29 protein-coding genes and 1 riboswitch (1 of these 30 only partly in view) are annotated in these 19,424 nt (G+C 53.8%); of the genes, 10 read left to right on the plus strand and 19 right to left on the minus strand.

Translation table 11 applies throughout. The annotated features are described in order from the left end of the window. The 7 genes from JNE38_RS23930 to JNE38_RS23960 all read right to left on the minus strand — a co-directional run. Positions 1–151: the 5' end (the start) of a YitT family protein gene (locus JNE38_RS23930; protein ID WP_203353602.1), read on the minus strand. Its footprint begins 719 nt before the window's first position; the window shows 151 of its 870 coding nt (coding positions 1–151); it begins with the start codon at positions 149–151; its stop codon lies beyond the left edge, outside the window. Positions 152–251: 100 nt separating this feature from the next. Next, a complete protein-coding gene (locus tag JNE38_RS23935; RefSeq protein ID WP_203353603.1) occupies positions 252–629 on the minus strand; it encodes a hypothetical protein in 378 nt (125 codons plus the stop codon). A 15-nt stretch (positions 630–644) separates the two neighbouring features. Further along, positions 645–1,853, minus strand: a complete 1,209-nt coding sequence (locus JNE38_RS23940) for a metallophosphoesterase family protein (protein ID WP_203353604.1) — start codon at positions 1,851–1,853, stop codon at positions 645–647. Next, positions 1,838–2,026: a hypothetical protein gene (locus JNE38_RS23945; protein WP_203353605.1), complete on the minus strand. Its 189-nt coding sequence runs from the start codon at positions 2,024–2,026 to the stop codon at positions 1,838–1,840. Before JNE38_RS23945 ends, JNE38_RS23940 begins: the two co-directional genes overlap by 16 nt. Before the next feature lie 19 nt (positions 2,027–2,045). Continuing rightward, positions 2,046–2,417, minus strand: coding sequence for a hypothetical protein (locus JNE38_RS23950; RefSeq protein WP_203353606.1), 372 nt, complete (start codon positions 2,415–2,417; stop codon positions 2,046–2,048). Positions 2,418–2,437: 20 nt separating this feature from the next. Then, positions 2,438–2,986 carry a hypothetical protein gene (locus JNE38_RS23955; RefSeq protein WP_203353607.1) on the minus strand — a complete coding sequence of 183 codons (549 nt, stop codon included), beginning with the start codon at positions 2,984–2,986 and terminating at the stop codon, positions 2,438–2,440. A gap of 38 nt (positions 2,987–3,024) precedes the next feature. Next, a complete protein-coding gene (locus JNE38_RS23960) occupies positions 3,025–4,008 on the minus strand; it encodes a metallophosphoesterase family protein (protein WP_203353608.1) in 984 nt (327 codons plus the stop codon). 195 nt (positions 4,009–4,203) lie between these two features. Here JNE38_RS23960 and JNE38_RS23965 point away from each other — a divergent pair, with 195 nt between their 5' ends. Then, complete coding sequence (locus tag JNE38_RS23965) at positions 4,204–4,503, plus strand: transcriptional repressor (protein ID WP_238933439.1); 300 nt, start codon at positions 4,204–4,206, stop codon at positions 4,501–4,503. Between the two features lie 134 nt (positions 4,504–4,637). On the opposite strand, the gene JNE38_RS23970 is transcribed toward JNE38_RS23965, so the two are convergent. The 9 genes from JNE38_RS23970 to JNE38_RS24010 form a co-directional block, all read right to left on the minus strand. Beyond that, entirely contained in the window at positions 4,638–5,426 is a 789-nt protein-coding gene (locus JNE38_RS23970) for a serine hydrolase (RefSeq protein ID WP_203353609.1), read from the minus strand. Between the two features lie 23 nt (positions 5,427–5,449). After that, positions 5,450–5,809, minus strand: coding sequence for a cupin domain-containing protein (locus JNE38_RS23975; RefSeq protein ID WP_238933440.1), 360 nt, complete (start codon positions 5,807–5,809; stop codon positions 5,450–5,452). Between the two features lie 155 nt (positions 5,810–5,964). Then, positions 5,965–6,972 carry an ROK family protein gene (locus JNE38_RS23980; protein ID WP_203353610.1) on the minus strand — a complete coding sequence of 336 codons (1,008 nt, stop codon included), beginning with the start codon at positions 6,970–6,972 and terminating at the stop codon, positions 5,965–5,967. Between the two features lie 20 nt (positions 6,973–6,992). Next, positions 6,993–7,937: a 1-phosphofructokinase family hexose kinase gene (locus JNE38_RS23985; RefSeq protein WP_203353611.1), complete on the minus strand. Its 945-nt coding sequence runs from the start codon at positions 7,935–7,937 to the stop codon at positions 6,993–6,995. A 1-nt stretch (position 7,938) separates the two neighbouring features. Next, on the minus strand, positions 7,939–9,030 hold the full coding sequence (locus JNE38_RS23990; protein ID WP_203353612.1) for a bifunctional phosphoglucose/phosphomannose isomerase: 1,092 nt from the start codon (positions 9,028–9,030) through the stop codon (positions 7,939–7,941). Positions 9,031–9,059: 29 nt separating this feature from the next. Beyond that, entirely contained in the window at positions 9,060–9,923 is an 864-nt protein-coding gene (gene fba, locus JNE38_RS23995; protein ID WP_203353613.1) for a class II fructose-1,6-bisphosphate aldolase, read from the minus strand. Positions 9,924–9,944: 21 nt separating this feature from the next. Then, positions 9,945–10,709 carry a DeoR/GlpR family DNA-binding transcription regulator gene (locus JNE38_RS24000; RefSeq protein ID WP_203353614.1) on the minus strand — a complete coding sequence of 255 codons (765 nt, stop codon included), beginning with the start codon at positions 10,707–10,709 and terminating at the stop codon, positions 9,945–9,947. A gap of 195 nt (positions 10,710–10,904) precedes the next feature. After that, on the minus strand, positions 10,905–11,585 hold the full coding sequence (locus tag JNE38_RS24005; RefSeq protein ID WP_203353615.1) for a copper homeostasis protein CutC: 681 nt from the start codon (positions 11,583–11,585) through the stop codon (positions 10,905–10,907). An 87-nt stretch (positions 11,586–11,672) separates the two neighbouring features. Continuing rightward, the gene (locus JNE38_RS24010; protein ID WP_203353616.1) at positions 11,673–12,680 is read right to left on the minus strand and encodes an asparaginase; all 1,008 of its coding nucleotides are present in this window, start codon (positions 12,678–12,680) and stop codon (positions 11,673–11,675) included. Positions 12,681–12,871: 191 nt separating this feature from the next. Further along, positions 12,872–12,915, plus strand: a riboswitch (PreQ1 riboswitch). A gap of 96 nt (positions 12,916–13,011) precedes the next feature. Here JNE38_RS24010 and queC point away from each other — a divergent pair. From queC to JNE38_RS24050, 8 genes are all read left to right on the plus strand, one after another. Then, positions 13,012–13,680, plus strand: a complete 669-nt coding sequence (gene queC / locus JNE38_RS24015; RefSeq protein WP_203353617.1) for a 7-cyano-7-deazaguanine synthase QueC — start codon at positions 13,012–13,014, stop codon at positions 13,678–13,680. Beyond that, on the plus strand, positions 13,680–14,168 hold the full coding sequence (gene queD, locus JNE38_RS24020; RefSeq protein ID WP_203353618.1) for a 6-carboxytetrahydropterin synthase QueD: 489 nt from the start codon (positions 13,680–13,682) through the stop codon (positions 14,166–14,168). The genes queC and queD overlap by 1 nt, the downstream gene beginning before the upstream one ends. Next, complete coding sequence (gene queE, locus JNE38_RS24025; protein ID WP_203353619.1) at positions 14,165–14,890, plus strand: 7-carboxy-7-deazaguanine synthase QueE; 726 nt, start codon at positions 14,165–14,167, stop codon at positions 14,888–14,890. The genes queD and queE overlap by 4 nt, the downstream gene beginning before the upstream one ends. Positions 14,891–14,932: 42 nt before the next feature. Beyond that, on the plus strand, positions 14,933–15,430 hold the full coding sequence (queF, locus tag JNE38_RS24030; protein WP_203353620.1) for a preQ(1) synthase: 498 nt from the start codon (positions 14,933–14,935) through the stop codon (positions 15,428–15,430). Positions 15,431–15,507: 77 nt separating this feature from the next. After that, positions 15,508–15,699 carry a hypothetical protein gene (locus JNE38_RS24035; protein WP_203353621.1) on the plus strand — a complete coding sequence of 64 codons (192 nt, stop codon included), beginning with the start codon at positions 15,508–15,510 and terminating at the stop codon, positions 15,697–15,699. Further along, positions 15,692–15,844 (plus strand): hypothetical protein, encoded by a 153-nt coding sequence (locus tag JNE38_RS24040; protein WP_203353622.1) that lies wholly within the window; start codon positions 15,692–15,694, stop codon positions 15,842–15,844. The genes JNE38_RS24035 and JNE38_RS24040 overlap by 8 nt, the downstream gene beginning before the upstream one ends. A 130-nt stretch (positions 15,845–15,974) precedes the next feature. Then, positions 15,975–16,121, plus strand: coding sequence for a hypothetical protein (locus tag JNE38_RS24045; protein WP_203353623.1), 147 nt, complete (start codon positions 15,975–15,977; stop codon positions 16,119–16,121). Positions 16,122–16,214: 93 nt separating this feature from the next. Next, positions 16,215–16,733, plus strand: coding sequence for a DUF3231 family protein (locus JNE38_RS24050; protein WP_203353624.1), 519 nt, complete (start codon positions 16,215–16,217; stop codon positions 16,731–16,733). 51 nt (positions 16,734–16,784) lie between these two features. On the opposite strand, the gene JNE38_RS24055 is transcribed toward JNE38_RS24050, so the two are convergent. The 3 genes from JNE38_RS24055 to JNE38_RS24065 all read right to left on the minus strand — a co-directional run bounded on the left by JNE38_RS24055 (position 16,785) and on the right by JNE38_RS24065 (position 18,570). After that, positions 16,785–17,171 carry a carboxymuconolactone decarboxylase family protein gene (locus JNE38_RS24055; protein ID WP_203353625.1) on the minus strand — a complete coding sequence of 129 codons (387 nt, stop codon included), beginning with the start codon at positions 17,169–17,171 and terminating at the stop codon, positions 16,785–16,787. A gap of 91 nt (positions 17,172–17,262) precedes the next feature. Beyond that, positions 17,263–17,934, minus strand: coding sequence for a Crp/Fnr family transcriptional regulator (locus JNE38_RS24060; protein ID WP_203353626.1), 672 nt, complete (start codon positions 17,932–17,934; stop codon positions 17,263–17,265). A 99-nt stretch (positions 17,935–18,033) separates the two neighbouring features. After that, positions 18,034–18,570 carry a GNAT family N-acetyltransferase gene (locus JNE38_RS24065; RefSeq protein WP_203353627.1) on the minus strand — a complete coding sequence of 179 codons (537 nt, stop codon included), beginning with the start codon at positions 18,568–18,570 and terminating at the stop codon, positions 18,034–18,036. A 151-nt stretch (positions 18,571–18,721) separates the two neighbouring features. Here JNE38_RS24065 and JNE38_RS24070 point away from each other — a divergent pair, with 151 nt between their 5' ends. Next, on the plus strand, positions 18,722–19,240 hold the full coding sequence (locus tag JNE38_RS24070; RefSeq protein ID WP_203353628.1) for an acyl-CoA thioesterase: 519 nt from the start codon (positions 18,722–18,724) through the stop codon (positions 19,238–19,240). Positions 19,241–19,424: the final 184 nt, after the last annotated feature.

Raw genomic sequence — 19,424 nt, forward strand, 5'->3', positions numbered from 1 at the left:
CTGAGACTCCACCAGAGGCGATCTGATTCGGATTCAGAAAGAGATTAAAGCTGGTAGCCAGTATGAGCGATCCCGCAAGCAGCATCAAATACTCCAATGCCTTGCGCTGGGGGCTGTTTAACTGAACGGCTGCACGTCTTCTTCGCGCCACAAGATTCCACTCCTGACATTTTCACTTAGACCAAAACCGCCCATACACTACCATGTTTTGGTCAAAAAGGAAACCCCTTTTTTCAGGCATGCTCCCTCTCCTACCACTGATACGAGCCTCCCGTTCCGGACGATGAGCCGGCTACATCAATGTCCACATGGCGCAATCCTGCCGCAGTACTGGTAAACGCTCGCCCAAAATCGTCGACGAATGATGACAATGTAATGCTCGTGCTCCCCCGCGGAACGACGTCCATCTGGTATTGGTACGTCCCATTCACCGTGAACGTCACCTGCCTCCAGACGAATGAGTTGTTATTCGTGATCAATAGGTGCTGCCGAGTCGCCCCGATATCAGCCAAAATCGGTGCTTCGCCAGACTCCGCGTAACGGGCAGACGGGACGCAGCCTGCAACGAAGAACGTGAGCGCCGCCGCACATACTTGAAGCTCGTACACACTCCATCTCTTTCTGCTCATCAATGACTCCTCCGATCACCTGATGTACGACAGACTCAAATCAAACAGGAAATTCGGTGACCCGGGATGGCTGCGGTGTACTTCCACCGCCAATGTGTTGCTGCCGGCACGCAGCTTGCCGATGTGATTTTGCAAAGATACGGTCCGATACCAGACGGCCTGATTGGTAATGGCCAAAGAGGAGGGCAAAATCAAGCCCGTGCGAATTCCATCCCGAAAGACCTCCTCCCCGTTCAAGTAAACGATCAGACCATCCTCGTAGGAGAGCCGCAAGATGAGGTCTCTCATATCCTTGGGCTTGTCCGCCAGCGTAAAGGCTCGGCGAAAGTAATACGACGGAGATTCCGGGTCCGCCTTGAGCCTGGTGTTCAGCTTGCTTTCTTCCCCCCTGCGATTGGTAAAGCCAAGCGGCGCATTCCCTGATTTCCAGTCTGCATCGAGATACGCAGGACTACGCCAATCGTCAGCAGGCAAATGAAACGGCGTCGTAATGGGATTTTCCCCCGTGACATCAAAGCCTTGCGGGATCACTGCTTTCATGGCTGGATCTGCAAGGTGATACTTCCACTCCTGCTGGATGCCCACGGCCACCCACTCCCGGCTTCTCTGCGCTGCGGCATCTTTTGGGTTCAGCTCCATCTGGTCCAGCACTTGCTCGCCTGGCGTCATGGCTTTGATGGCCATTCCCTTTTCGCTATAATCCAGCATCAGCATCTGGGACTCTTCCATCGAAAGACCTGGCGTCCATCGCCCATACCCTTCATGCGGACTCGGAGCAAAATCGGATGGTTCTTGCACGATGGCCCTTTCTCGTGCATACACGTTTTCGCCCACGATCACCAGCTCGACACCTGCTTCCCGCAGCAGCTTCCACAGATTCGCTTGCCCTGCGGCAGGTTCATCATGGAAAAGCACAACTTTGTGAGGCTTCGCACCAGCTCCGAGCAGCTGCCTCGCCCACGTTATCTGCTGCTGCCCCATCGCGTCCGATCGCAAAAACAGGATGCGTGCATTTCCGTAATCGACATGGTATACGGTGCTGCCCAGCCCAGGGACCGACTCTGCCGGCAGATAACCGTAAAGCTTCTCAAACAGGTCGGCACTTTTGCTATGGTCATAGACTGGGTAAACGAAAGGAAGCGGTCTTTGCGGATCTGGAGCATACAGCCGATCCTGAACGGCGAAAACAGCCTTTCCTTGGCGCTGCTTCAGCCAATCGAGCATGTCGGGAATACGACTTTTGCTGTTATGTATCCAAAATGAAATGTCTCCACGTCTGGTTCGGCGGTCGTGACATAGCCCTCCTGCGGGATCCGCGTCCAGAACAACGAGCTGACCATCACAATACCAACGACCATACTTCCAAACCATAGCGGATAGCGGTTCACAAAGCGCATGCAGCGAAAGCTCCTTTCCTCACTCAGGCAAGCCCGGCGGCCAACCCAGCAGCGCATGATAGACGGGAGGCCATGCCAGGATGAGGATGAACCCAAACCCGATGACAAACAGAGTGGCAGCCGGGCGAACAGGTACCTCCCGACGCCGGAGCAAGAAATGCAGCGCCAGCCATCCCCCCAGCCACATCGCCAATCCCACTGTCTCTTTTCCGGCAAAGGGCCCAATGCCCCACCAGCCAGGTATCCAGATCCCCAGCTTGAGCAAAGCAGGTTTACTTCCCGCCGGATCAACCGTGCTCCAAAGATGGCTGAAGACGACCCCCGCCAAGCCCAGCCACAGTCCGCCAAGCGCCGCTGCCACCTCTCCACTTTGGGGCTGCCTCTTTTCCATGCCAACACTCCCTATTTCGATTACGGATGCAGGGTAATCAATCCGATTCCCGTGACCAAGCCAACCATCAAGCACAGCCAGAGAAGAGCAATAAGCAAGAGGACAATCTGCCCTATTTCCTTGTTGTTTCCAAAACGGCGCAGGATGAACCCAGCAGCCACTCCGAGCGGCAACGGAAAGAGAGAGACGAATTCCTTCCACTCCATCACAATGTTGTGGGCAAGAGGTGTGTGGGCAAGCAGCCATGACTGCGGTCCATCCGGCGAACGGTATCCCATGTACAGCCAATTGCCAGAAATGATAGCGAGTAAGACAAGCAGGTTCGTCAGCCACAAAAGCCGCTCAAGACCCGAGCCGCCCTCTTTTCCCCTGCCCAATTTCATAAACGCAACATGAAAAGTCCAGCAGCCCAGCATGACGGTCATGGTCGCCGAAAGGCCATGCAGCAAGCCTTGCAACCAATAAAAGCCTTTGTCCAGCAAGTGAACCAAGGGGATCAGCAAAAACAAAAAAGCGGTCACGCATGCTTGCGTAACCGCCAGATCACGTGTGCGGAATAGCCCTTTCATCCTCTCCACCTCATAGGTGACTCGATCCGAAAAAGCGGCTATCCAGCCAGTCCCGCGCTTTCTTTATCCACCGTAAACGAATCGAGCAGATTATCATCTTTGTCGTACACGTTGCAGACCGCTTTCTTCCCATTTACATCGACGGTCATGTAATGAGAAGTAGCCTTTGGTCCTTTCACTACGTTTTTCTTGTCTTCAACGACCTTGCTGTAAGGGGAACCAGCAGCCCCCAGTGTCAGCTGATAAATGCCATGAGTAAAATGATAGCCGTTTGCGTCAAAGTCGCTGTTGATGAGTCGTCTGTTGTAATTGTGCTCATGCCCGACAAAGGCTGCTGTCACATTATGCTCGTCCAGAAGGTGCCAAAAGGCATCGCGCTGCTTCTTGTTACCATCCAAAGAACGGCCATAGTGCCCTCCCACCGGATAAGCCGGGACGTGAAACATGACGAAGGTGTGGTCTCTCCCTTTCACGGAAAGCTGTTGCTTCAGCCATGCACTCTGCTGTTCGTCTACCACGTAATTGCCTTTTTTATCCTCATGATCTGTATTCAGTGCAATAAAACGCGCATTGCCATAATCAAAGCTGTACGCTGTGCGGCCGTAGCCTTTGACCTGCTCGTTTGGCAGGTGGGGAAACGCTTTGCTGAATGCCTCGGGGTCGTCCTCGTGATTGCCCATCGCCGGATAATACATCGAGAGAGGGTAGTAGTCGTCCACGATATCCTTCCACTCATCCAGTTCCTTCTTCAGATCTGAGCCGCCTTGAACCATATCCCCGGTCACTAAAATAAAACTGGGCTGGGGACTCAGCTCTTTTACATTCTTCAGGAGCTTTCGAAGGGTTTTCTCATTGACACTGTCCGAGCTGCCCCGGGTATCACCCATCACCACGAAGCGGAACGAATTGGAGGTCGCCTTCGTTTTGCCGATTCCCATCCATTGCGCGCACGCAAACAGCATGACGAGTCCGCAAGAAATGCCAATCCACTTCAGTTTCCCTCTGGCTGTTTTCATCAACATTTCCCGTCCTCTACGTAAGATTTACCAATCCTCGCGAAACATGCGCTTCATTCCCTCAATCATGCGTGCTTTTCTCCTTTTTAAATTATCAAAATAAAAAGAACCCTAGTAGGGTCCAAATAAAGGATTGACGTCTATCCTAAAAAGAACGATAATAATAATCAAATAAGAATTATTTTAAAAAGAAGATGACCTGTGTTGGAACATCATCCTCTCAGTTTCACACAGCAGGTAAAGCATCTGGGCAAGCGCCTGACCATTCAACGCAGAGCAGTCCTGCTCTACATGCTGCATACTTTGACCCCCACTACCGCCAAAGACGTCTACCATGCACTGAAAATTGACATGCCGAATATTACCCTGTCGACCGTTTACACTTCCTTGCGCTTTTTCGTAAAGCTGGGCATCCTCGAAGAACAGGCACACCCCGATGCCCCCAATCAATTTCTCTGCCTCGTTACGGCAGACACGCTCGATTTGCGTGAAGTCATGTAAGGAACGCGAGAAACGCAGGAATTAGAAAACTTGGCTGCGCCAAGCCTTTTGGCGAAGCCGTAGTTGCACTTATACTGGATAGGAATCTTATAAATTCCTATCTGTGCAAAAAAGGTAGCCCCTATGCTCGCGGGCTACCTTTTTGCATATTCATAGACTTCTTTTCCCAGCTGGCCTAGTACGCCCAGAGCCGATTCAGGTCGTACATCCTGGGAAAGGGCGACAATCGACAGGCGACGCTCTCCTACGTACAGGACCCCTGCATCATGCTGTCTTCCCGTATCCCAACCGGACTTGCAGGCTATTTCCCAATCCGGCTGGCCTTCCGCTGTCGGGAGCAAGGAAGGTAATCCATTGCGCACCTGCTGCTTTTTCATGATCGCCATCATGTCCTCACAGGCTCGATGCGAGAGGAATGTGCCCGTAGCCAATTTACCCAGCATCCTTGCGACATCACCGGCCGTGATGGTGTTGTTCTCAGCGATGTCCACAGGATAAATCATCAGCTTGCGAGAAAAAGCGCTCTCCCGCATACCCAGCTCATGCATGGTCAGATCGATTCTCTCTTTCCCAATCAGGTCGATGAGGACGTTGGTCGCCGTGTTGTCGCTTTGGATGATCATCAAGGTGACCAGCTCCCTGATCGTCAGCTTCAGCCCAGGTGAGAGTGCGTGCAAGAGGCCCGAGCCTTTGACGAGATCCTCTTTGCGCAAGGCGAGGCGATCCTCCATGGCAAACTGCCCCAGGTCCGCCGCTGCGTAAACCGCAGCCATGATCGGGACCTTGATGACGCTCTCCGCAATGAAGGATGCGCTGGCTTGATGCTCAAATCGAGTACCGCGGTCCAAATCTTCCACCACTACTCCCCAGGTTCCTTCCGCTTTTGCCAGTAACGCTGACAGCCTTTGCCGTAATCGCTCCATTTATTTGTTGATCCTCCCTGGCATCAAATCTGCTCCAGCTCCGCTACCGTTCTTTCACTCGTGACATTTCCCGTATTCAAGGTGCTGGTCGGTTCCATCAGCACGACATGGCATACTTCTGGGGCTACCGGACGATGCTCGACCCCTTTGGGTACGATGATGAACTCCCCCTCTTCGACCCAGACTTCCCGATCGCGAAATTGCATGAGCAAACGGCCTTTCGTAACTAAGAACAGCTCGTCTTCCTCTTCATGATGATGCCAGACGAACTCGCCCTCGAGCTTTACTACTTTAATATGCGAATCATTGACGGTACCGACAATCTTCGGGCTCCAGCATTCCTCAAACTTCGAAAACTTCTCAGCAAGATTTACTTTCTCCATGTTCTTCATCCCTTTCATCGGTTTGGCTTCGTTACGAGTATACCTTCCCATTATCATACAATTACGAAAACGGTTCGGACAGGATTATTTGGGTCCAGACCAATCGCAAAGACGCCTGCCTGTTAAGCAAGCGCCTCCGATGTTATTACAAACTTCTATTCAACCACTCGCAACTCGCCATCCCCGCTCCATATGTCGGCTCCTAGCGCAAGTGCCCCTGCTCCCAGCATCCCGGCGTCCGGCCCCAATGATGCGCGAACAATCCTGGTTGTTTCGTGCCCGGCTTGCATCACATGACGCTCGACACTTCGGCGAACCGGTTCGAGCAGCAGATCCCCTGCCTCCGAGACGCCACCGCCGATGACGACCATCTGGGGGTTGAACAGATTGATGATCAAGGATACAGCCCAACCCGTGACTTCACATACTTCCTTCCATGCCTCTGCGGCGAGCGGATCTCCTCTGAGGACTGCAGCAGCCACATCCTGCGCGGTCAGCCGTTCCAGCTCCCCGCCCGCTCTTTGCATTAGGGGCAGCATTTGCACTTCTTCCGGAATTTCCCTGATGGCTTTTTGCAGCCTTTCCCTTGCCAAGCGGACAATTCCCGCAGCCGATGCCACCGTTTCCACGCAGCCCACTTTCCCGCAGTTGCACACAGCCGTGTTGCCTGGCACCGTAACGTGACCAAGCTCTCCCGAGATGCCAAATGCTCCCCGCAGCAGCTGCCCGTCGATGATATTGCCCATGCCGATGCCGGTCCCGATCGGAACAAACGTCATGTGACGGACACCTTTCCCTGCACCAAACACAGCCTCTCCCAGCGTCGCTGTCCGCAAGTCGTTCTCAAAAGCAAGAGGCAACCGGATCGCCTCCGCCAACGGCGTTCGGACATCCACCTGGCGTAGACCCAGATTGGGAGAATGAATGGAACGGCCACTCGGTCCGTCAAACGGCCCGGGAAAACCTATCCCTACTGCTTCCACAGGGACAGCCGCACTCTGCCTAAGCTCCTCCACTAATGACGCCATTCGCTCGATTACAATTGGGAGATTGTTGTGCACTCTCGTTTCTCTGCTTCCGCGCGCGATGATGCGCCCCGTCTCATCCATGACGGCGCCTTTCATCGTCGTTCCGCCCACATCCAGGCCGATTACGTACCTCATTGCTGACCTCCTCTCTCCTGTCACCCTGAACCTATCTGTTTTGGCTGCACCGGGAGCCGCAGCAATTCTTCGACGACATCGGGGTCTACCATGCCCGCTCCTATCGAGATCACATTTGCCGCGGCGCTCGCCATCCCCATCTGGACGGCTGCCTCCCAATCCAGGCCTTTCAGCTTGCCCGCGATGATTCCTGCCAGCAAAGCATCACCGCACCCAACCGGATTCACAGCCTTCTCCACCTGGACCGCAGGAAAATGCCAGCGCGTATCGCCCGTAGAGAACCACGCTCCTTGCTCCCCCATGGATAAAAGAACGCTCTTCGCCCCGAGCGAATGAATGTCATGCAGAGCCTGGATGACAGCCCCCTCGCAATTCAGCTCATAGCCGAGCAGGACCTGTGCTTCATCTCGGTTTGGCTTCACCAGGTAGGGCTTTGCCTTCAATCCATGAACGAGTGCCGTTCCGCTCGCGTCCAGCACCGGCAGCGCGCCTGACTGACGGACCAGATCAATCAAAGTATGATATCCATCCACGGGCACCCCCGCAGGCATGCTGCCGGAGAAGCTGACGAAAGTCGCCTGTCTGGCCAGATGACTCAGCTTGCCTTGTAAATGCGCGAAAGCCCGATCCGAAATAACTGGCCCTTGCTCCAAAACTTCCGTCACCTCACCGGTCTCTTCGTCCAAAAAGGTGAGGCAGCATCGTGACTCGCCTTCCGTTTCCACAAAGGCGGGAGCGATCCCCGCCTTGGCGCAGCCTTCCGCAATAAACCTTCCGTTGTGGCCCGCAACGAAGCCTGTCGCAATCACATCGGTTCCCAGCGCTCTCGCAACCCGGGCTACATTGATCCCTTTTCCGCCCGGCAGGCTCAGATGCTCTTTTGTACGGTGCAGCTGGCCTGGGGATAGCCGCGGCAGTCTGTATGTCTTGTCGATCGCTGCATTCAGGGTTACCGTCGCCAGCATACTAGCGCACCTGCACCTGTACGAGCGGCTGTCCCATCTTGCTCTTGAACAGGTTGATGACATCAACCGGGGTAGGATCGACCCCGCGGATCAAAGCGGTATACAGCGTGACATAGTCTGCCAAGTACACAATGGAAAAGAGGCGTGCCAGTCGCGTAACTCCCTGGGAGCGAACCACCTGTACGCCGCCTGCACGCTCACGGAGAATCTCAGCGCTGATCTCGACTCGCTTGGTCGTCTTTTCGCTGTCTTCCCCATCGCGGATCAAGGTAAAGTGGTAGCCTTTGAGCATCGCGGCAGGGGCATCCCACCCCACAGCCTCATCGTGATGCAGGCTGGGAATGGCATTCCAAAAAGCCATGACCTTGCCGTTTTCACCCAGCTGATTTTTCCAGCGCCAAGCAGGGGCATCGAAAAATGGAAGCGTGCCGTAAATAACCGGGGTCAAACCATCCATTTCCTGAGCGAGCTGCTTGGCGGGGTTCAACGACAGCGGAGACTGCAGGCCGTACTGCTGGCGAAGCTGGGAAAAGAGAGAAATGGTCTCCGCCACCTCTGCCGACTTGTCTGCCACCAGCCCGAGCTGAGTCAAAATCGCCAGCATCGGCAGGAAGATGTAGCCGAGCGCAATCCGGGGCATCATCCCACCTGGTACGACGAGGTGCGGATGATGGTGGCGACGCGCCAAATCCAGCACTTGCCCACCCGCAGTGATGACGGCAATCTGCGCTCCTGCGGCGATCGATTGCTCATAGCCGCTGACCACTTCCTCCGTATTCCCCGAGTGGCTGACGACGATCACCAATGTCTTTTCATCGACGTAGGCCGGAATCGTGTACCCCTGGTTGAGCTGCAGCGGCACCCTCAGCTCGTCAAACAAATACGATTTGAGAAGATTGACGCTGGCAGCCGAGCCCCCGCCCGTCCCCAGCACGACGATGCGATCGATACCGCCAGTGATGGAGGATACATCAAACCGTCCTGATAATTCCCATCCTTCTGAAAATTGTTTGTCGTATTCATCCGTATCCCGCAGCGCTTTGATCGTATCCAGCGCCTCGACAGCTGCTACATCATCCAGATTGACCCGCATGTCTCCTCATCCTTCCGAAGGTTTTGACGTTACTGTCCTGCTGCTTTCCCGATGCATCCGCACATCGCCATTTTGGCATGGGCAATACTCTTGACGGCTTGCTTGGCCCGCTTCATGTACGTCCGCGGATCATTCTCCTCGGGATTCTCACCGAACACCTCTTTGATCGCATTGGAAAAGGCGATCCGCAGCTCGGTTGCCACGTTCATTTTCGCCATCCCGAGCGATACGGCACGTTTGACCTGTTCTTCCGGAATGCCAGAGCCTCCGTGGAGGACCAGCGGCACCCCGACTCGACCTGCGATCTGCTCCAGCCGGGAGAAGGCGATTTTCGGCTCCCCTTTGTACATGCCGTGCGCAGTACCGATGGCAGGTGCCAGTGTATCCACACCCGTCAAGGCAGCAAACGCTTCGCACTCCTGGGGGTCCGCCAGCACGGCATCTTCTTCCTCGACCACGAGCTCGTCCTCGACGCCACCCACTTTCCCCAGCTCCGCCTCTACGTTGACTCCCGTACGATGAGCCAGCTCGACCACTCTCTTCGTCAGCTCCACGTTTTGCGAAAACGGGTGCATCGAGGCGTCAATCATCACAGAGGTATAGCCTGCCTGGATGCATCGCTCAATCAGCTCATAGTCATGGCAATGATCCAAATGAAGCGCGATGGGAACCTGTACCGACGAGGCTGCGACCCGTGCGATCGCCGCTACGTATTCCGGCCCGAGGTGCTTGACCGTCCCCACCGTCGTCTGGAGAATGAGCGGCGACTTTGCCTCCTGCGCCGCTTCCACCACCGCCTGCAGCATTTCCAGCGTGTGCACGTTAAACGCACCGACGCAGTAGCCTTCTGCTCGTGCCCGCCTCAGCATTTCTGTCGATGACACCAATGACATGTCCGGATCACTCCTCATCCATTAACCTTGCGCTACTTCAATCTTGACACCGAGATCGAGAAACGACGCTTGCATCTGTGCATCGAGCCTGTCTGTAATGATGCGATCGACTGCAGACAAATCGGCAAAGCTGCTGAAATGCGACTCGCCAAATTTGGTGTGATCGGCAAGGACATAGACTTTTCGGGCGCGCTCCATCATGATTCGGTTGACGTGGCTCTCAGCCAGGGAAAGGGTGGAGAATCCGTCTTTCTCATGAATGCCATCCGCTCCGATGAAGCATTTGTATACAGACAGCTTCTTCAGATTATCCTCGGCCACTGCCCCGACGACTGCAAACGACTTGGCTCGCATTTCCCCGCCGATCAGGATGACCTGGTGGACACCGTGACTGTTCAGCTCCATAGCAATATTGACGGCATTCGTCACTACCGTCAGCTCCGCCACCTGACCGAGCAGCTTGGCCAGCTCCATCGTGGTCGTTCCCGCTCCGAGAATCAGCGTGTCTCCCGGCTGCACGTGCAAAAGCGCCTGCCTGGCAATCCGCGCCTTTTCCTCCATCCGCTCCGTCTGCTTTTCCGTGAAGCTGCGTTCTAGCGGCAAAAAACCCGCGATGGACGCTCCGCCGTGCACTCTTGACAGCAGTCCTTCCTGTTCCAGCTTGATCAGATCCTTGCGAATGGTGACCTCCGATACGTCCAGCAGCTTGCTTAGCTCGGCGACAGTAACGGTCTTTTCCTTGTTTACATTCTCCAGGATCTTGCTGTGTCTCTCTGTCGCTAGCATGAATCCGATCCTCCTTGCGAATCGCCCTTATGTTTCATTTCATTTCGATTTATTTCGTTTTCTTTCACATTCATCCTATCATTTTCATAGGGATGCGTCAAACAAAAACGAATTTTCTGACACGCGCAAAAAAAGCCGAAACGCTCACCTTCGTGACGCCGGCTTTTCTGAACTGCTAATAGGCTCTAGCTATTGCTAAAACAAGCTTTTCAACGCCTGAACCTTTTGAACGTCCACATATCGGAGAGCTTGTCCGCCTTCCCGCACGCCTGTCCCCACATGGATTTCCTTTACACCCGTTTTCCGGGCCAGCCCCTTGGCGTTTTCCAGCGTCAAGCCGCTGCCTGCCAGAATCGACAGCTGGGTTTGCTCCGTCACTCGCATGAGCTGTGCGATGCAATCCGCCCCGTCGATCGCACTCTTTTGTCCTCCCGAGGTCAAAATACGGCGGACTTGGGGGTAGCTGAGCAAGGCGCGGGCTGCTTCGATCTGATCCACAGCTTCATCAAACGCACGGTGGAACGTCACATCCAGTCCGCCTGCCTCCGCGAGCAGCATTTCCATCCCTTTCAGATCGAGCTGCCTATCTGCGTTCAGCATGCCGATCACAATGCCGGCAGCGCCGATTTCCCGGATGACGCGGACATCCTCGCGCATCACGTACAGATCGTCCTCGTTGTAGCAAAATGACTGGCTGTGAGGCCGCACCATGACATTCACAGGAATCGAGACAGCCTTCACGACGGCCTCCACCAAGCCCCAGCTAGGGGTCAATCCCCCTTCCAGAATGCCTGTAATCAGCTCCAGCCGATCGGCTCCTCCACGCTCCGCTCGTTTGGCGTCCTCCACCGAGGTCGCGATGACTTCCACGATCATTTCCATTCCTCCGCTCATTTCCCAACATGGGGACATTGTAAATCGTCCGGATCGTATCAAGCAAGCCACTGACGAAAGAGAGCGTTGCTACCGTCGCTCCAGGGCAAACACCGCTTTCTTCTCCCCCACGACCCGTTGATTGTCGTTTTTGATTTCCCTCGGCACCAGTGCTTCCAGACGCTGGATCGTCTCTCTGTTGTCATATCCGATCTGCCTGAGAATCTCGGCAATCACCAGCGGCCATACCAGCTCCGACCCGTCAATCACCTTGAGCGCAAAGCTGATTCTCTCCTTTTTGAGAGCAAATCCGTATACGCCCATCGCACCGCCTTTGGCAATGATGTTGGGGTCTTGGAGCAGAGCTGTGCAGGTAAAATGGTGACTCGCGACGATATCCGGATTCTCCGTCATCCAGCTGGTAAGCTTGATCACTGCTTGGCGGGTTTCCTCGTCCGCTATGAGATCCGGGCAAGCAAGCTTCGAGTAAGCAATCGCCAAATGCTTGAGCGGCAAAGCGAAAACGGGAAACCCGCAGCCATCGACCCCCAGCTGGATCTGCTCCTTGGGATAGTCAGCCAGTTCGGCAAAAGCCGCAAGCGCCTCCTGTTGGGCGGGATGCTCCACCTCGTAGTAATCATCGGTGGAATACCCGCATTCTTTGGACAAAGCCAGATAGCCCAAATGCTTCCCTGAGCAATTATGAAAGAGCCGCCGCTTGGCAATGCCTTGCGAGAGGCAGGCAAATTTCGGTTCGTCATTTAATGGATAGGTCGGGTGAGTGAGCAGCTCTTCCTCTGCAATTCCTGTCTTTGCAAGGAGCGACTCGAGTGCTTCCATGTGGTAGGCTTCGCCGCGGTGCGACGCCGTGAACAATGCCGCCTCCCTGCTCGTCAGTCCGAACTTTTCGTCAATTTTTCGCTTGGCTACCGGAATCGCTTGGAACGGCTTGGCTGCCGAACGCAAAAAGGCTACATGCTTATCATCTCCGGACGAGTAAATGACCTCTCCCCGATCATTCACCCCGCATACCACGCCATAGTGGACATTCTCCAACACGCCTCCGCGATACTCTTCCACCAGTGTGCTGTATTTCATTCTCGTCATCCTCTCCGCAGCAGGATCGATTGATCATTGCAACGCCATACTAGCAGTCGCACAGGCGGGCGTCAATCGTCTGCAGCTGCAAAACCCAGATAACAACAGCCCGCACATGCCCAATCTGTAGTATAATGCTAGGGGGCAAAGGATTCCTTTACCCAACGGAATACGAAATCCATGCGAAAAGCATGGGAGAGGTTCGCGAACTCCCTCTATAAAAAACTAAGGTGTACAGCAGTACCGTTCCTTGGTATTGTTTTGTTTTTTTTCAGAGCAAAGTTCAAGAACTCTCTTTCTTCCCCTACTATTCAAAAGGAGATGGAGAGGTATGAAAAAGGAAAAAGCCATCGTTGTCTTCAGCGGCGGACAGGACAGCACGACCTGCCTGTTCTGGGCGAAGCAACAATTTGGCGAAGTCGAAACGATCACGTTTGACTACGGGCAGCGGCACAAGCTGGAAATCGAATGCGCGCAGGAAATCGCCCGCGAGCTCGGCGTGAACAACACCGTATTGGACATGAGCCTCTTACATCAGCTCGCTCCCAATGCGCTCACCCGCACAGACATTGACATCACCCAAGAGGAAGGTCAGCTGCCTTCTACGTTCGTCGACGGACGCAACCTGCTGTTTCTCTCGTTTGCAGGCGTGTTCGCCAAACAGCGCGGAGCACGCCATCTGGTCACAGGCGTATGCGAGACGGATTTTAGCGGCTATCCCGATTGCCGCGATGCCTTCATCAAATCGCTGAATGTGACGCTGAACCTGTCGATGGACTATCCGTTCGTGATTCACACCCCGCTCATGTGGCTGAACAAAGCGGAAACATGGAAGCTGGCGGACGATCTGGGTGCCTTCACCTATATCCGCGAGAAAACCCTCACCTGCTACAACGGCATCAAAGGGGACGGCTGCGGCGAGTGCCCTGCCTGCCATCTGCGAAAAGCCGGTCTGGACACGTACCTTTCCGAGAAAAACACGCAAGGAGAGCATGCCTGATGAGCGCGAACTTTGACTTCCGCATCGTCGACCGCATGCAGCAGCTTGGCACACACATCGATAAATCCCAGCTGCGCTACCACAACAAGCGCGTTTTGGTCAGTAAAGAATTCACCTTTGATGCTGCCCACCATCTGCACGCCTACGAGGGCAAATGCAAAAACCTGCACGGCCACACCTATCAGGTCGTGTTTGGGATCAGCGGTTATCCCGACGAAATCGGTCTGGTCATCGACTTCGGGGATATCAAGCAGATCTGGAAAGAACATATCGAGATTTACCTGGATCACCGCTATTTGAATGAAATGCTCCCACCGATGAACACCACGGCGGAAAACATGGTCGTCTGGATGTTCGAGCAGATGGAGCAGCAGCTGCTTTCAGATGCTTACCGCGATCGGTACAACGGAGCGCGTGTGGAATTCGTCCGCCTGTTCGAGACTCCCACAAGCTACGCCGAAGCCAGACGGGAGTGGATGTACGAATGAGTCGGATACCCGTACTGGAAATCTTCGGACCCACCATCCAAGGAGAAGGCATGGTCATCGGACAAAAAACGATGTTCGTGCGTACCGCCGGCTGCGATTACCGCTGCAGCTGGTGCGATTCCGCCTTTACATGGGATGGCTCTGCCCGGCATGAGATCAAACAGATGACTGCGGAGGAAATCTGGGAGGAGCTGTCCCGGCTCGGCGGAGATCGTTTTTCCCACGTGACGATCTCCGGTGGCAATCCTGCTTTACTGGAGGGCATCGGCAGATTCGTGGAGCTCTTACAATCTCGCGGCATCCGCTCTGCTGTGGAGACGCAGGGCAGCAAGTGGCAGGACTGGCTGAACCAGATTGACGATGTCACCCTCTCACCGAAGCCGCCTAGCTCCGGCATGAAGACGGACTTTGACGTGTTGGATCAGATTGTCGCAAATCTGCTGGAAAACGGCCACACCGGCGTAAGCCTGAAGGTCGTCATCTTTGATGAAGCAGACTTCGAATACGCCCGCGGCATCCATCGACGCTATCCAGGCATTCCGTTTTACCTGCAGCCCGGCAATGCGGACCTCGCTGAAGCAAGCACAGAGGACCTGCGCGTCAAGCTGCTTGAGACGTTTGAATGGCTGATCGATCAGGCGATGGCCGCACCCGATTTCAATGATGCAAAGGTACTGCCGCAGCTGCATGCCCTCGTGTGGGGAAACAAGCGCGGTGTGTAATAGACGGTCAAAAAACTGCTAGGAAATGAGGAACTCTCTCTTATGGCTAACCAACAGGAACGCGATCTTTCTTCCCTGACGCTATTGGGCAACCAGGGCACGACCTATCCGCAAACGTACGATCCAAGCGTGCTGGAGTCTTTTGACAACAAGCACCCGTACCGCGATTACTTCGTGAAATTCAACTGCCCGGAATTCACCAGCCTGTGCCCGATTACCGGACAGCCTGACTTTGCGACGATTTACATCAGCTACATTCCCGACATCAAAATGGTGGAAAGTAAAGCCCTCAAGCTGTATCTGTTTTCTTTCCGCAATCACGGTGATTTCCACGAGGATTGCGTGAACATCATCATGAACGACTTGATCAAGCTGATGGATCCCCGCTATATCGAGGTATGGGGCAAATTCACCCCGCGCGGCGGCATTTCCATCGATCCGTATTGCAACTACGGCAAGCCAGGGACCAAGTACGAGGAAATGGCAATGCATCGGTTGATGAATCACGATATGTACCCGGAGAAAGTGGATAATCGGTAATCCGCAAGAAAAAACCCTGATCTGATCAGGGTTTTTTTAGGTTGAGGACATACTAAGCCATAAAGGAGGAGTAGCGCATGAATGACAATCGTGGGAACGACCTGCCTGATTTCAGACAACTGAATGACAGACTGATCGCACCTCCTCCAACCAGCCCCATATTGGCCATCCGCACGAACCTGGACAAGGAGCCAAATGGCGCTGATCATCCAAATGTGCAGCCGAATTCCAATCCTGCCGGACAAATCGGGGGTAAAGAAAATGACTGATCGCACGACAAACCAAAAACCAGACATGGGTTATCACGGAAGCAATATGCATGGCTATTCCATCTCGAAGAAGGGGGAGGCATTGGACGAAACGGCCAAGGCGGTTGAAGAAAACAAAGAAAACGGAGAAGAGCATCCCGACTGATAAACCCCGATACCTTGGCAGCAGCCCCCTTGTTTTCCATAAGGAATGCACCCTCCGTGAAAATGATCGTAGCGGTCATTGGACAGCCTAATCATCGGTACTCTCGATGACTATTCTGGAGGGATCGCTGATGGGCAAATACCAATGCTATTACTGTGAAAAAGATACAGACAGTGCGCATCAAATTTATTTTTTCCAAAGCAAGCAGGAACGGGAAGAGCTGCTCTGTGACGTTTGTTACAGTGACTGGCTCGAGTCCTTGAAAAGCGAACCGTAGGGAGAATGCGCCACTGACCAACCTGACCGTTGGGAAGCACAAAAGGAGACCTGCATGGATCTAACCACTTTATGGAGTACAGGGAGGACACTCATGGGAATCTTAAGCGGAAATCCTCAAAATGAACCGATGCATTACGGAGAAGTTTTCGGTGTATGGAGCTATCTATCCATCGGGAAAGGCTTGTTCGTCGGTTATCAAACCCTCATCAATCATACCGGTGACAAGGACTTAAAGAGTTTTCTGGAAGATCTGATTCGAAATATGAAGCCGGAGATGGAACAAATCGAAAATCTCCTGAAGGCAAATGGCATTGCGCCTCCGCCTACGCCACCTGAACGTCCCGTTGCTTCATTAGAAAGCATTCCAGTTGGCGCTCGATTCAATGATCCCGAGATTGCCGCCATGGTAGCCGCTGATCTAGCTGCCGGATTAGTTGCTTGCAGCCAAATTATCGGCCAAAGCATTCGGGAAGATATCGCCATGACATTTGCCCAGCTTCACACTGCAAAAGCGCAAGCAGGTGCACGCCTTCTCAGAATCAGCAAGGAAAAAGGATGGCTAGTGCCACCGCCCCTGCATTTGCAAGCCCCTGAGCTCGTACATGCGTAGGATCATCTAAGCAAAACACCCCTACTTGGTACGGCAAGTAGGGGCATTTTTTCAGCAGAAGCATTGCGGATCCCTATCGACTTTGCTGTCATCCTTGGGAAGCTTTCCATTTGCTTCTTCATGCGAAATCAGAGCATTCAATCCGTGGCTGAGAATGGCACCCGCGCGTGTAGAAGCAGCTACGAGCAGCGCCTCCATGATTTCCTCCATCGTCCCGTCCAGAGCTTTGAATTTCTTCACATGGACATCGATGCAGTAGGGGCAGCCTGTCACATGGGCGACCGTCAAGGCGATCAATTCCTTCATCTTCTGCGAAAGCAGGCTGGGGGCTTCGTACACTTGACGCTCAAATTGCAGATAAGCCTCCGCTGCAGCAGGGCTCCTTTTCATCAAATCGGAAATCCGTTCTAAATTTGCCGGGGAATAGTACGAGTTCATGCTCCGTTCATCTCCTCATGAATGATTGGCAGCTTCAGCCACAATCACAGTTTAGAGGAAGAATCATCTCGCTTTCTGTAACTTTGTCACTTTACCAGGAGATCAACCGCTCGAGCTCGGCACGCTGCGAGATGTACACTTTCCCACGGGCCATGCGGATCCACCCCCTCCGTTCAAATCCCTTCAGCACTTTGCTTATGACTTCCCTAGCGGTTCCCAAGTCCTTTGATATGGAGTCGTGTGTCACATACAGCGGAGCGTCGGCATGGTCCTTCGCTTTTTTCAGCAGCCATTGCGCCACACGGTGATCCATCGATTGGAAAGCCATGTCCTCTGCCAGCCCTGCCACGGAAACCATTCGCTTGATAAACATGCGATAAATGAATGAGCTGAGCCCTTTATAGTCCTGCATCCATTCCCGGAACAACCGGACGGGAAGCACCAGCAATTCCGTCTCTTCTTCGATTTCCGCTATCGCCTCATAGCCGGTTTCTCCCAGAATGCTGGCTATCATGATGACACAAAACTCCCCCTTTCTCACCCGATACAGCGTCAATTCCTTTCCGGCCGAACTGATTTTATAAATGCGCACGCAACCTCGCAGCACGAAAGATGCGTGTTCAAACAAGTGCCCTTCCCCTATCACGGCGGGTTGGGCGGACAGGTTGATCAATTGGACACCCGATTGCTCCCACTGCTGGTCGGGAACCTCCTCAAAGAACGGGAAAGCATGCCGCACTTGCAAAATTTGCTCTGCATCCAAGAGAACTCCACTCCTCTGTTTCCGGACATGTTTAGGTCGCTTCCGTAAGAAAAAAGGCAGTCCTTCATAACAGGCTGCCTTGCCCAGAATCTGCCCATCCTATAACAACCTCTCCAGCTGGATATCGAGCGGCTCTCTTTCATAGATGGCCGGATTGATTTCCTGCGCCAACGTGCAGCCGACCGAGCGATAGAACTGTTGCGTCTCGATCGAAGGGTGTGCGGCAATATACAGCTTTTTGGCTCCCAGCTTCGTGGCCTTCTCGCAGCACAGCGCAAACAATTCCCTCCCGATTCGTTTGCCTCTGCACTCATGGGTGACGTGAATATAGGGCAACTCCAGGTATTCTTTTTGACTCCCGAACAGCGCTCCCTCCACATTGGCAAAGCCGACCATCGTCTCATCCAGAAAAGCGCCAACTACGACACCGCCATTTTGCACACACCGCCTCAGATCCTGCAGGACCCACTGTTTCTTCGCTTCATCCCACCGCTCGACAAAGTGATCGTCCTTTTGCTTCCACTGACCGTCTTCGATGTACCAGACTCGACGGGTTTCCTGAAACCGGTTGAAACGGCTGAGCAACGTGGAGCCCAACTCCTCCAGCTTCAGCTCTCTATACGTCATTTCCTCCATATTCTCACTTCCTCGCAGGTTTTGACCCGTTACTTTACTCCATCATTAGAATGGGCATGTGACTTGATTAGATAAAAGGTTTTGTGGAACAATGGAGCTAACAAAAGGAACATATTTTTTGGGAAAACGCTATTGAAAAGGAGTCCTCTCCATGCTTGCAGATCGCTTTGTCCGGGAGACACGCACTTTTAAAGCGAGTCATGTCCTCCCCCCCGATACGAACAATCACAACACGCTTTTTGGAGGCAAGCTGATGTCCTATATCGACGACGTCGCTTCGCTCTCTGCCATGAAGCTCGCTCGTGGACCTGTCGTGACGGCATCCACCGACTCGGTTGACTTTTTGCAGCCGATCCCGGTCGATCACGAAGTGTCTCTGGAAGCCTTCGTGACTTGGACGCACAAGACCTCGATGGAAATCTTCGTCAAGATCGTAGCAGAAGACCTGCTGACTGGGGAGAGAACCGTTTGCGCCACTTCCTTTTTGACGTTCGTCGCTTTGGGAGCAGATGGCAAGCCCACGATCGTACCGAAGGTCATCCCGGAAACAAAAGAGGAAATCTTCCTGCATGACAGCGCGCAGGAACGAGCAGACGCCCGAAAGCAGCGACGCACCCGCAGCAAGCATTTGGCTGATCTCCTCGGAACGACGAGACCTTGGGAATCCTAGATACTACCGGCAGTCCACTTCGGCTTTAGGAGGGGCTGCCGTTCTTTTTTGATTGCCTTTTTTCAGTCCCACTCGGCAGCTCCCGGCTCCACCGAGACGAGCTCGAAGCCATTCTACCAAATTCATTCTCCCCACAATGGTGCCGGCCTCATCGCATCCCTTCTGCTACTTGCCAAACCCGGGC

It is taken from the genome of Brevibacillus choshinensis, assembly GCF_016811915.1.
Lineage (GTDB): Bacteria > Bacillota > Bacilli > Brevibacillales > Brevibacillaceae > Brevibacillus > Brevibacillus choshinensis_A.

Bases quoted from the DNA above. Each gene is read 5' to 3' on its own strand.
- JNE38_RS23935 (WP_203353603.1), bottom strand. From the start codon at position 629: ATGAGCAGAAAGAGATGGAGTGTGTACGAGCTTCAAGTATGTGCGGCG.
- JNE38_RS23940 (WP_203353604.1), bottom strand. From the start codon at position 1,853: ATGCTCGATTGGCTGAAGCAGCGCCAAGGAAAGGCTGTTTTCGCCGTT.
- JNE38_RS23945 (WP_203353605.1), bottom strand. From the start codon at position 2,026: ATGCGCTTTGTGAACCGCTATCCGCTATGGTTTGGAAGTATGGTCGTT.
- JNE38_RS23950 (WP_203353606.1), bottom strand. From the start codon at position 2,417: ATGGAAAAGAGGCAGCCCCAAAGTGGAGAGGTGGCAGCGGCGCTTGGC.
- JNE38_RS23955 (WP_203353607.1), bottom strand. From the start codon at position 2,986: ATGAAAGGGCTATTCCGCACACGTGATCTGGCGGTTACGCAAGCATGC.
- JNE38_RS23960 (WP_203353608.1), bottom strand. From the start codon at position 4,008: ATGTTGATGAAAACAGCCAGAGGGAAACTGAAGTGGATTGGCATTTCT.
- JNE38_RS23970 (WP_203353609.1), bottom strand. From the start codon at position 5,426: ATGGAGCGATTACGGCAAAGGCTGTCAGCGTTACTGGCAAAAGCGGAA.
- JNE38_RS23975 (WP_238933440.1), bottom strand. From the start codon at position 5,809: ATGGAGAAAGTAAATCTTGCTGAGAAGTTTTCGAAGTTTGAGGAATGC.
- JNE38_RS23980 (WP_203353610.1), bottom strand. From the start codon at position 6,972: ATGAGGTACGTAATCGGCCTGGATGTGGGCGGAACGACGATGAAAGGC.
- JNE38_RS23985 (WP_203353611.1), bottom strand. From the start codon at position 7,937: ATGCTGGCGACGGTAACCCTGAATGCAGCGATCGACAAGACATACAGA.
- JNE38_RS23990 (WP_203353612.1), bottom strand. From the start codon at position 9,030: ATGCGGGTCAATCTGGATGATGTAGCAGCTGTCGAGGCGCTGGATACG.
- fba (WP_203353613.1), bottom strand. From the start codon at position 9,923: ATGTCATTGGTGTCATCGACAGAAATGCTGAGGCGGGCACGAGCAGAA.
- JNE38_RS24000 (WP_203353614.1), bottom strand. From the start codon at position 10,709: ATGCTAGCGACAGAGAGACACAGCAAGATCCTGGAGAATGTAAACAAG.
- JNE38_RS24005 (WP_203353615.1), bottom strand. From the start codon at position 11,585: ATGATCGTGGAAGTCATCGCGACCTCGGTGGAGGACGCCAAACGAGCG.
- JNE38_RS24010 (WP_203353616.1), bottom strand. From the start codon at position 12,680: ATGAAATACAGCACACTGGTGGAAGAGTATCGCGGAGGCGTGTTGGAG.
- queC (WP_203353617.1), top strand. From the start codon at position 13,012: ATGAAAAAGGAAAAAGCCATCGTTGTCTTCAGCGGCGGACAGGACAGC.
- queD (WP_203353618.1), top strand. From the start codon at position 13,680: ATGAGCGCGAACTTTGACTTCCGCATCGTCGACCGCATGCAGCAGCTT.
- queE (WP_203353619.1), top strand. From the start codon at position 14,165: ATGAGTCGGATACCCGTACTGGAAATCTTCGGACCCACCATCCAAGGA.
- queF (WP_203353620.1), top strand. From the start codon at position 14,933: ATGGCTAACCAACAGGAACGCGATCTTTCTTCCCTGACGCTATTGGGC.
- JNE38_RS24035 (WP_203353621.1), top strand. From the start codon at position 15,508: ATGAATGACAATCGTGGGAACGACCTGCCTGATTTCAGACAACTGAAT.
- JNE38_RS24040 (WP_203353622.1), top strand. From the start codon at position 15,692: ATGACTGATCGCACGACAAACCAAAAACCAGACATGGGTTATCACGGA.
- JNE38_RS24045 (WP_203353623.1), top strand. From the start codon at position 15,975: ATGGGCAAATACCAATGCTATTACTGTGAAAAAGATACAGACAGTGCG.
- JNE38_RS24050 (WP_203353624.1), top strand. From the start codon at position 16,215: ATGGGAATCTTAAGCGGAAATCCTCAAAATGAACCGATGCATTACGGA.
- JNE38_RS24055 (WP_203353625.1), bottom strand. From the start codon at position 17,171: ATGAACTCGTACTATTCCCCGGCAAATTTAGAACGGATTTCCGATTTG.
- JNE38_RS24065 (WP_203353627.1), bottom strand. From the start codon at position 18,570: ATGGAGGAAATGACGTATAGAGAGCTGAAGCTGGAGGAGTTGGGCTCC.
- JNE38_RS24070 (WP_203353628.1), top strand. From the start codon at position 18,722: ATGCTTGCAGATCGCTTTGTCCGGGAGACACGCACTTTTAAAGCGAGT.